This window comes from Lacrimispora sp., assembly GCF_036758025.1.
In the GTDB taxonomy this organism is placed as follows: domain Bacteria; phylum Bacillota; class Clostridia; order Lachnospirales; family Lachnospiraceae; genus Lacrimispora.
The window spans coordinates 183880-192169 of sequence record NZ_DAIOXM010000005.1 but is presented as its reverse complement, the minus strand read 5'-3'; the positions used below and the strand labels follow the sequence as shown (position 1 = coordinate 192169).

5 protein-coding genes are annotated in these 8290 nt (G+C 44.9%); 2 read left to right on the top strand and 3 right to left on the bottom strand.

Annotation, left to right across the window (positions count from 1 at the left end):
* Positions 1–143: 143 nt before the first annotated feature.
* From V7M78_RS06910 to V7M78_RS06900, 3 genes are read right to left on the bottom strand one after another with little or no spacing between them, the layout of a single operon-like run.
* Positions 144–1952, bottom strand: coding sequence for a heparinase II/III domain-containing protein (locus tag V7M78_RS06910; protein ID WP_333647771.1), 1809 nt, complete (start codon positions 1950–1952; stop codon positions 144–146).
* 12 nt (positions 1953–1964) lie between these two features.
* Positions 1965–3581, bottom strand: a complete 1617-nt coding sequence (locus V7M78_RS06905) for a response regulator (protein ID WP_333647770.1) — start codon at positions 3579–3581, stop codon at positions 1965–1967.
* Positions 3578–5458 carry a sensor histidine kinase gene (locus V7M78_RS06900; protein ID WP_333647768.1) on the bottom strand — a complete coding sequence of 627 codons (1881 nt, stop codon included), beginning with the start codon at positions 5456–5458 and terminating at the stop codon, positions 3578–3580. Before V7M78_RS06900 ends, V7M78_RS06905 begins: the two co-directional genes overlap by 4 nt.
* A gap of 323 nt (positions 5459–5781) precedes the next feature.
* Here V7M78_RS06900 and V7M78_RS06895 point away from each other — a divergent pair, with 323 nt between their 5' ends.
* Positions 5782–7128 carry an ABC transporter substrate-binding protein gene (locus tag V7M78_RS06895; protein WP_333647766.1) on the top strand — a complete coding sequence of 449 codons (1347 nt, stop codon included), beginning with the start codon at positions 5782–5784 and terminating at the stop codon, positions 7126–7128.
* An 83-nt stretch (positions 7129–7211) separates the two neighbouring features.
* Complete coding sequence (locus tag V7M78_RS06890; RefSeq protein ID WP_442914631.1) at positions 7212–8279, top strand: carbohydrate ABC transporter permease; 1068 nt, start codon at positions 7212–7214, stop codon at positions 8277–8279.
* Positions 8280–8290: the final 11 nt, after the last annotated feature.

Here is an 8290-nt window from a genome sequence, read left to right as displayed (position 1 = left end):
TTTCAGACAGAAACCGCTGCGGGGCTGGACGATTGATCAGCCGGGCAGCGGTTTCTGTTTGACAAGAAAACAGCATTGTCTGCCTTTGTACTTATCAGCCAAGGCAGGCGCTTAATCCTTTCATGGAGTGATTTCTTCCGCATTTACCAGATAGTTAAAACCAAATCCTGATTTTCCATAGTAACCAGCAGCCGGTAAACATCATGCTTCCAGGCAGTCTTTAACCGCTCATCTGTAATGGGGATCACTTCTTTTCTTATTTCTGATGCTCCCTCAATGGTAAAGCTTCCAAGATTCCCCACTTGTACGGAATTTTCGTTTAAAACAGGCTCATCATAAAACATAAGGGACAATACAGGATTGGGAAGCGCCCCTTCATAATGATCGCATATAGTGATCTGTTTTCCCTTCTCCAGCACGGCACTGCGATTGTAAGAAAGAATCCTTTCATCCGGATATGCCGCTGCCAAGTTCATGGAAATGCTGCAAATGGAGTCTCCAAGCTGGCAGGATACTTCTTCTGCCCGGTATTCCGCCCCGGCTTTTTCCATGATCTCTGTCTCCCCATCAAAAAATGCAGGAAGGTTATGATAACGGGACTGCATGGTCCAGATATCGTAGCGGTCAGGAGAAAAGGTCTTTTTGGTGTAAGTTTCCACGCCAATATCAATAAACATAGGCTTTCCGTCTTTATATACGGTAAAGCTTCCTGTATCATTGTGATTATGGCTGTCATCATTGTCCCCCGCCTTTACAGCCAGATAAAGATGCTCATCCCGTGCTATAAAGATTCCAACGCTTTCATACCAGAAATCCTTATGGGAAATTTGTGGATTTTTCTCAAACTCCATCATTTCCCCATGAGTAAACACGGTTTGAAGCCGGTAAAACAAATTGTGCTCATCTGTTGTCAAAGGGTCTTCACTATGCTGATAATCCGAAGCAGCAAAAGCCATTAACTCCTTGTTATGGGTCCGCTTGCCGAATAAAAATTCTCTGGCATTACACCGTCCGGCAACAGGAGAACAGTCGGCGAAATTCACATAATAAATGTCGTCTACATGGGCATTTAAGATATAGGAGGCAATATTTTTAACTTTTTCTGTATCATAGACAGGAAGGAAAGCATTGCCGGAAATTCCGTTTAAAACCTCCAGACAGTTAAAGAGGCACAGCCCGGCATGGCGGTAATATTGGGCGCCCTCATCACAGCAGCCGTCTTCCCCATATTCAGCCAGAAAATAATCCACACTTTTGCAGGCCTTTTTCACGATCTCCAGCTTCTTTGACTCATCCAGTTCTCTGGTAAAGGCGGCTAAAAGCACGTTCTGGGTGCACCAGACGGTCCAGTTGTTCATCTTGCTTGCTCCATCGCCCATCCACCAGAAATGCTGCTCCAGATAAGGAGTAAAAATCCGTTCCTCCAGATTTTTATTGATCATTTTAGAAAGAAATGGGCTGACTGCTGAAAGCTCCTCCCTTAATAAGTATTCTGCAACAGCCAATACAGAGGCTGTTTCCGCAGCAAAAAGGTCAATGACAGGCCGGGTCACATCAGGCAGGTTGAATTGAGGCGTATCCCGGATATAGGAATTATGGGCTGGAAGCTGCCAGGCATTTTCCTCACAGATCATATAGAGGCCGTTTATAATGTCATCGAGAAAACGTCCCTCGTGCTCTGCACATTCAGCCAGAATCAGACCATTCAGCGCCGTTCTTCTTAAAAACAGCTTATCCTGAAAACGGCTTCTGTTTCCGTTTCTGGAAAATTCCATGTAATCTGTGGCAGTGAGAGAGGGGTAATGAAAATTCAGAAGTTCTTCTCCGTTTTTTATGAGCCTTGCCCTTAAATCCGAGGGAAGGCTTTCCCAGGCATTCCGGTCAGAGGCAGGGGAATAAGGGGTAAAGGCAGTTAACGGGTTTTTCAGACTGTCTGCAATTTCAGTAATCATGGTGTGTGCTCCTTAATCATTTTTCTGAGGGCTGATGGTATTTTGCTGTATAAATTCCCTGGGGGAAAGTCCGGTGACCTTTTTAAATACTTTACTGAAGTAAAAAGCGCTTTCAAAGCCAAGCTTATCCGCTGCCTCATATATTTTCATATCTTCTTCCAAAAGCATGGATTTTGCCTTGTTTATTTTTGCCTGGGCAATGTATTCGGAAAAGCCCAGACTGCTGTTCTTTTTAAATAAAATGCTTAAGTAATTGGGACTTAATCCAAAGACCCCGGCCACCTCGTTTAAGCTTAACTTTTCTGCCACATGATTGTCAATATATTTCTGCACATTGGTGATCACATGGGCCTTGTAGGTCTTTCGTTTGGATTTGAGCACCTGGCACAGCCCGTCCCGGAAAACGGTCATCCATTCCACAATCTGATCCACACTGGAAAAACGGTAAATGGAGCGGTAGCCGTCACTGTAGGAAGAGAAAATTTCAGTCATGTTTTCTTCCCCGTCAGGCAGAAGGGATAATGCTAAGTAAAGAAGGTTGCAGGCCCCATCTGCCGCCTGGAGATAACGGGCGGGATGGGATTCAAACAGTCCGATGATTTCCGTCAGGGCGTGAAACAGCACATCGGTATCAAACTCATTAAAAGCTTTGGTCATATCATTTTTAAAAACAGAGATATTAAAGGAGTTGCGGATAGAAGCCGTATCATTATCAGTGAAAAACACCACAGGCTGCCGGCTTTCTGCCAGACTCTTGGCCTGGCGGGCTTCCTGATAAGATTCGCTGATTTTTAAAGGCGGGCTCACCGGTGTCCCTACTCCTGTAAAGACTGTCACATTAAAGTAGTTGTGAACCATTTGGGCCGCATTGTGGAGAGCCTGTAAAACCGCTTCCTCCCGGTAATCTTCCTGGGAAGAAAGGTGGAAAATCACTGCAAAATGCTTCATATCCAGGGAAACCACATAGGCGGGAACATGCTTGCAGATAATTTCCTTTGCCATTTGCAGGGTGCTGTTATATAAATTCATAAGCTTTGTATAATCCATATCCTTGTAGTTTTCTTCCCTGATTTCACAAAGAGCGGTAACATAGCATTGATCCGTAAAATCAAGCTTTAAATCCCTGGATTGCAGCTCGAACTGTTCTTCGCTGTCAAAAAGATTGTGTAAAAGCCGCATGAAAAATTTCTCATAATAGCTCTGTAAAAGGGGGCGGCCTGAATTTTTATATTCCATGGAAACCTGGAGAGTTTCCAGACGGGAAAGGGCCTTTTTAATGGTTTCCGACAGAGCTTCGGCGTTTAATTCCAGCTTGATCAAATAGTCCACCGCCTCATAGGACATGGCTTCCTTAATGAGCTGGAATTCCTCATAGCTGGTAAGAAATATAAAAACAGGAATGTTCCCATAGGTTTCCCGGCAGGCCTTTGCCAGCTCCAGTCCGTTCATAATTGGCATGCGGATGTCCGTAATGACGATCTCAGGAGAATACTCCGCAATCATTTCCAGGGCATTTTTCCCGTTCATGGCGGCACCGCAGATTTCAATCCCGTAATCCGCCCAGTTTAACATGGATTTTATTCCGATCTGAACCAAAGGTTCATCATCTGCGATCAATAATTTTATCATAAGCCTTCCTTTCCTGATGATGTATTTTCCAAATGAACCACATATGGTCTTAAAATGGTCATGGCGGTAAATTCCCCTGGCTGGCTTGTAATGGTGATGCCGTACTCAGGGCCAAAGTCGTGCTGAATCCGTTTATTTACATTATTGATTCCAACGTGGCGGAAGAATTCTGTTTTGTTCTGGGTATCCCCATCCTCATGGAGAATTTTGTCTATGGTATCCTGGGACATGCCGATGCCGTTGTCCCTTACAGTTATTTTCAGGGCTTTTTGAGAGGAAACCATGGCAGTTTCGGCTGTCACCACAATGGTTCCGGCCCTTCCCTTTGGTTCAATTCCGTGGAACAGGGCATTTTCTATAATGGGCTGCAAGGTAAAGCGGTGAATTTCACAATCATACAAATCCTCGGATTCAATGGAGTATTCAATAGCAACGCTGCCGCCGTACCGGTACTGCTGGATCAGGAAATAATCCTTTACCAAGGCAAGCTCTTCCTTTAAGGATATCATGGAAGCAGTCCCCTTGGATATGTTTTTTAAAAGCCGTGCCAGGGCCGTGATCATGTCTGCGATTCCCCCTGCATTTTGTATGGTCGCCATCCATTTAATGGAGTTTAAGGTATTGTAGAGAAAATGTGGGTTGATTTGGCTTTGCAGAATCTGGTATTCTAAGTCCTTCTTCTGCTTTTCATCATCCACCCGCTTTTCCATCAGGGTGGCAATGTTTTCGGACATGTTGTTGATTCCCCGGCCAACCTGTCCCAGCTCGTGATCCCATTCCATAGACCGGTCCAGAGAGAAGTCTCCCGCAGAGATACCGTCAATTTTCCGGCTGAGCTTGTGGATGGGCTCCATAATAATCCTGTTTAAAAGGAAGACCAGCAAAACGCCGAGGGAGACAATGGCAAAACAGATTCCCATGATCAGCAGGGTATATAGATACTTTTGCTGGCTGAACTGCTGCTCAGAAAGGACCTGAGACAGGCTCCAGCCCTCCATTCCTTCCACGGGCCGCTCCACTAAAATCCGTTTCTCCCCGTCCTTCATGGTTACGGAAAGAACCTGGGTTCCTTTTGATAAAGCATTGCTTTCAGCCAGCTTCACTTCACTGGTGTAAGGCTTTTGAATTTCCCGCCATTCGCCTGCATGAAACTCATAAATCTTTTCTCCCAGGGTAATGAAAAGCATGCTGTCCGAAGGAAGAGGATAGGCGGACAAGTAGTCGGTAAAAAGCCGGGAGGAGATTTCCACATAGGCCCAGCCGATGATCTCTGAATCAAATCTATTGTAGGCCGGGCGCACAATGGGGATGTACGGTTCCCTGCTGGTCTTTGGAAGAGTATCTTTCACCAGACCTACCCAGAGAAAATCATTGGCTTCATAAAGCCGGTTAAAAAAGCTTTCCTGGTTGATGGCCCTGGCGGAATAGGAGGGGGAATCGTTAGCTGCTGCGGAAACCTGGAGAAAATTATTTATATTATTGGAGGAAATGATGACCCTGGACATGTATTCGTTGGCACGGTAGTACTCTTCCTTTAAACGGCTGTGGGTGGCAAGGGCCACAGGGCGTAAGTTGTCCGTGTCTTTGGAAATGGTGGGAAGCTTATCCTGATTTTTAAAGGTTTCCAGATAATCCAGTATGGTATCATTGGAGAAGCACCATTTGCTGAAAAAAATGATATCCTTCATATCTGCGGCAATGTTATTGCTCACTACCTGAAGGCTGAATTCTGTGGACTGAATCTGGTTTTTTCTCAAAAAGGACTGGAAAACCGAGAAACAGACTGTTGTAGTCAAAACAGTGATGAGCAGGGTGATGGCAGCCGTAAGGAGCATGATTTTACCCCGTATGGTCCTTGGGATGAATGTTTTCCACATGGTAAAGGTTCCCTTCTTAAAAGTAGTGTTTAAGGGGTGAATCAATACAAAGTTAGCTTATTTCTTATCAAAAGTCAATAAAAAACAGCCTGTTTCTCATTGAAACCACGTCGATTTGTATACAAAAGAGAAATTTAACTGTTTATCATAAAAAAATACATGTTTTCAAAAGGCAGGAAAAAGTATGAACAAGAAATGAACATTTTATCGAGATATATTCCATTCTTTAAAATTCAGGTTTCAGTTATAATTCAGTTATAGTAAATGCCTGGGAAAACGAGACAGGTTTACTGGAAAACAAATTCAAATCAGGAGGGAATACAATGAAAAAAAGAACACTCAGCATTGCTTTGGCTTGTGCACTGGCAGCAGCCAGCCTGGCCGGATGCGGCGGCGGTACTGCGGAAACAACAGCAGCAAGCGCAGAAACTTCAAAAGCAGAGACAACGGCAGAAACTTCAGGAGCGGCAGGGGGCCAGACGACCTTAAGATGGTCTGTATGGGATATCGGCGCCACCACCTATTACCAGCCTTTGATCGATGCCTTTGAAGCAGCTAATCCCGATGTAAAAATAGAGATGGTGGATTTAGGCTCTACCGATTATCAGACGGTTCTGGCAACAGAGCTGACAGGAAGCGGATCTGACTTTGATGTTGTTACCGTAAAGGATGTTCCCGGCTATATGACCCTGGTTAATAAGGGCGTGTTAGAACCTTTGGACAGCTACATCCAGTCTGCAGGAGTTGACTTATCCCAGTACAAGGGCCTTACAGACCAGATTACAGTTGACGGAAAGTTATATGAACTTCCCTTCCGCAATGACTTCTGGGTTATGTTCTACAACAAAGATATATTTGATGCAGCAGGCGTTGAATATCCCACCAATGATATGACTTTTGAACAGTATGATGCCATGGTAAGAAGCCTGGCCGTTGACACTCCCGGACAGGAGGTTTTCGGTTCCCATTACCATACATGGAGATCAGCAGTACAGCTTTTCGGTGTTTTAGACGGCAAGCATACTATTTTGGACGGAACTTATGACTTCTTAAAGCCTTATTATGAAATGGTTCTTAACCAGCAGGAAGATGGAGTGTGCCAGGATTATGCTACCTTAAAGACCAGCGGATTGCATTACTCCGGCGCATTTGCACAGGGTAACATTGCTACCATGAACATGGGCACATGGTTTATCTCCACCTTAATGGAAAAGATCCGTACCGGAGAATATACCGATGTCAGCAACTGGGGAATTGCAAAATATCCTCACGCAGAAGGCGTTGAAGCCGGTTCCACTCTTGCAACCATTACAGCTCTTGCAATTCCGGCCAATGCTCCTAACAAGGATCTGGCATGGGAATTCATCAACTTTGTCAGCGGAAAAGACGGAGCAGAAATCCTTGCTAAAACAGGCACCATCCCGGCTGTTATGAACAGCACAGTAGCTGATCTCGTATCAAGCGCAGACGGATTCCCCAAGGAAGACGGAACCAGTGTGGAAGCTCTCAATACTTCCAATCTGTACTTAGAAATGCCGGTTAATCCTAAGAGCTCTGAAATCGAAACCGTTTTAAATGAAGCACATGATGCAATTATGACAGGCGGCATGTCTGTAGATGACGGAATTGCTGAAATGAACGAAAAAGTAAGCGCCATTTTGGGCCAGTAACAGGAAAATACATGAAACAGAGGCGGGCAGGAAAAGGCCCGCCTCATTTAAAGAGAATTTCTGAGAGAAAGGGAGGATGACATATGGCGAAGACAATAACAGAAGCGCAAAAGCAGGAAAAGATCGCGGCGTTAAGTGAAAAACGGGAAGCCCTGAGTCTTTTATTAAAAGACGCTCAGAAGACCGGAACGCGGGAAAGGCTCATTGCGAAAATCGAGACAATAGATGAGAAAATTAAAAAAATCCGGACAGGAGAGCGGTTCACCCGCCAGGAGAAGAGGGACATGATTGCATATTCCTTTATTATCCCTAACTTTTTAGGGTTTGCACTCTTCACCCTTGGCCCCATTATTTTTGCTTTTGTTCTGGGATTTATGAAGTGGGATGGAAACAGTCCTATGGAATTTGCAGGGCTTAAGAACTTTCTGGATATGCTTGGAAGCGCCAGATTCCGTTCTTCTTTTATCAATACGGTTGTGTACTGTATTGCAACGGTGCCTTTTACCTTAGTCAGCGCACTGGGTCTGGCCGTAGTTTTAAACCAGAAAATAAAAGGAAGAAATTTCTTCCGTACCGTAAGCTTTTTCCCTTATGTGGCATCCTTGGTAGCAGTGGCAGCCGTATGGAACATGCTGTTCAGCCCTCAGAAAAGCGGCCCCATTAACATGATTCTCTACCAACTGGGTGTCAATGCAAAAAGCCTGCCAAAATGGTCGGCAGATCCTCACTGGGTCATGTTCACCATTGTGCTGTTCAGTGTGTGGAAAAATATGGGCTATTACATGGTCATTTACCTGGCAGGACTTCAGGGAATCAACGGAGAATTGTATGAGGCCGCAAGCCTTGACGGCTGTAATTCCTGGCAGAAATTCCGCTATATCACATGGCCCCAGCTTCAGCCTACCACCTTCTTTGTAACCATTATACTGACCATCAACTGCTTTAAGGTTTACGATATCGTATACATGCTGGCAGGCGGCTCCAACGGCATTGTAAGCTCTCAGGCAATGGTTTTGGTTTACCACATTTACGAAGAGGCATTCCGCAACTGGAACTTAGGCTATGCCAGCGCGGTTGCCATGGTATTGTTCTTAATGGTACTTCTCATCACCCTGGTTCAGTTCCGCGGTGAGAAGAAGTATGCAAATTAAAAGAAGGAGGA